At 36.1% G+C, this 2310-nt stretch carries 3 protein-coding genes; 1 reads left to right on the plus strand and 2 read right to left on the minus strand.

Features of this window, described 5'->3' with window-relative positions:
- Window positions 1-684 precede the first annotated feature (684 nt).
- Window positions 685-1701 carry a hypothetical protein gene (locus tag AAC854_RS22210; protein WP_340618995.1) on the plus strand — a complete coding sequence of 339 codons (1017 nt, stop codon included), beginning with the start codon at window positions 685-687 and terminating at the stop codon, window positions 1699-1701.
- A 109-nt stretch (window positions 1702-1810) separates the two neighbouring features.
- Here the strand turns inward: AAC854_RS22210 and AAC854_RS22215 are convergent, their stop codons facing one another.
- Window positions 1811-1954 carry a hypothetical protein gene (locus AAC854_RS22215; protein WP_340618996.1) on the minus strand — a complete coding sequence of 48 codons (144 nt, stop codon included), beginning with the start codon at window positions 1952-1954 and terminating at the stop codon, window positions 1811-1813.
- A 45-nt stretch (window positions 1955-1999) separates the two neighbouring features.
- Complete coding sequence (locus tag AAC854_RS22220) at window positions 2000-2194, minus strand: pyocin activator PrtN family protein (RefSeq protein ID WP_340618997.1); 195 nt, start codon at window positions 2192-2194, stop codon at window positions 2000-2002.
- Window positions 2195-2310: the final 116 nt, after the last annotated feature.

Here is a 2310-nt window from a genome sequence, read left to right on the forward strand (position 1 = left end):
TAAGCGACCACGAAAAACACGGGGTTACAATACGCCGGATGAGCTATTTAAAGGTACAAAAACTCATTTACTTCGTTTATAACGATGTTGCACTTAATATGTGAATCCAAGGGTGATTATTTTTATTTAAGTAGTCACCATGGGCACTATTTGTAGGGTTTGGGTTTAATAAAATTCACTTTATTTATTCCTTTAGGTAACAAATAATCTTCCTTGTGTATTAAGGATGCTAATGTTAAAGCACTGGGCTAACTATTATCAATACTTATTTTATATTCAGTGCTTGTGCTATTTGTTACTTTATTGATAGTTTATTTATGTTATTTTTTAAGTTAAGCCGGTGTCTTTCATTGAATTTATAAATATAGGTATCGTTCTTGAAATAATATTCCTTAAAATGTGGATTTATTAATGACACTCAGTTGATTGATGCTGAATATAATAAAATAATGCTGATAATTAACTTATTCACCATTATCTTACATATCAGATACAGAGTCGGCTGATGGCGTTATTTTAGCTTAAATAAGAGGCGGGAAGTGTATTAAAAGAGAACAAAGATACGTGTGAAATGTTTGAGCATTTTAATGTTGATGAATTTTTGGTTTGTTAGATGGCCCAGAAAACACACAGCAATTTAACTGGGTCATTTTTGGTATGTCGAGTGGGGATAAGGGAACTTAAATGACAATATATGAGTTAACAGAGGATTCGTTAATAAAAGTTGAAATGACTTCATTTGAGGCTGAAAAGTTGAAGGAACGGGAAGACATTCAACGCCTCTTAAAATTAAACATTGAAGCTATTAGCCCTGATACATTAGTGATTGCCGAAGAATATAGCCATTTTGTGGACTCTAATCGTCGTCTTGATTTACTCGGTATTGATAAGTCTGCAAATCTTGTCGTTATAGAACTAAAGCGGGATGATGATGGTGGTCATATGGAACTTCAAGCGATTCGTTATGCTGCTATGGTTGCGAATCTGACTTGGGAGCAAGTAGTTAGTGCTTACAGGGATTTTTTAAATCGAATGGGGCAACATATTGATGCTGAAAGTTCGATATTGGGTTTTCTGGGATGGGACTCGCCACAACAAGGTGATTTTGCTAAAGAGACACGTATTGTCTTAGCTGCCCGTAACTTTTCTAAAGAAATTACCACATCAGTTTTGTGGATGAATGATATGGGGCTGGATATTACTTGTGTTCGTCTTCAACCTTTTAGAATTGGGGAAAAACTCTTATTGAATGTTGAGCAAATTATTCCCCTTCCTGAAGCGATGGACTATCAAATAGAAGTACGTCATAAAAAGCGAGAAGAGAGAGCGGCCCGCAATAGCGAAAAAGATCACTCATCGTTGACTTTGTATGTCAATGGAGAACGTTATCAGCAAAAATTCCGTAAGTCAGATATTGGTTTTTATACGGTTAGAGCACTTGAAGAGCATAAACTTATCAGTGAACCTGTTTTTTACTTCCTCCGATATAATAAAACGTGTTCGTTTCAGTTACTGAAGAAATTTGAAGAAATCAAAGGTACTGAAGATAAGTACAAAAAATATCGTACTCAGTCAGAACCTGAGTTTGTTTACCAAGATGAAGGATATTACATCGCCCGGAATTGGAGCCTTTCTAGTACGAATCGATTTATCAATGAAATTCAAGAAGAGTTCTCAGCACTGCGCTTTGAGTGGGATTAATTCGGTTGTAGTGGTTTAAGCTTGGCTGAGTTTGAAGCTATCCTTCTCGCTCTGTATAATTGCCCGCCTTGGATATCCGGGGGAAGCTTGTGCTCCCCCTAAATATCCCCTAATGGCTGAACAAGCCAAAATAGACCAGAATATAAAGCGGCGGTATCGGCGCTATCTTTTTGATTTTTAAATGAGGTTTTTGATATGCACCCATCATCCCGCTTTTCTGTTGCCCCCATGTTGGATGGGATTTATTGTTCATAAAAATCAATATCTTAAATATATATGGTGTACTATTGGTGTACCGCTAGTCGATTTTTTTGTTTGCTTTTTTTGTTATATATTCCATTTCTTCTTTAGATTCCTTTCTTTTTTTATCTATCAAATCCGCTAAATCGTTAACATGCACCATTCGTGGTGATTTTTGACTATTATTACAGCGAAAGGTGGGTAGTGGTAGTAACCCTAAAGATGCCTTCTGTTCAGCAGTGGATGGTCTCATGCCTAAATATATAACTTTTCAAAATGGTAGGAGTGTCAAAGAAACTCAGTCCAAATTTTGCGAGTTTTGATTTTCCAGAAACAAAAAGGCAAAAAAGAGGACTGAGTTATGCTTAT

It is taken from the genome of Xenorhabdus entomophaga, from assembly GCF_037996725.1.
Taxonomy (GTDB): Bacteria; Pseudomonadota; Gammaproteobacteria; order Enterobacterales; family Enterobacteriaceae; genus Xenorhabdus; species Xenorhabdus khoisanae.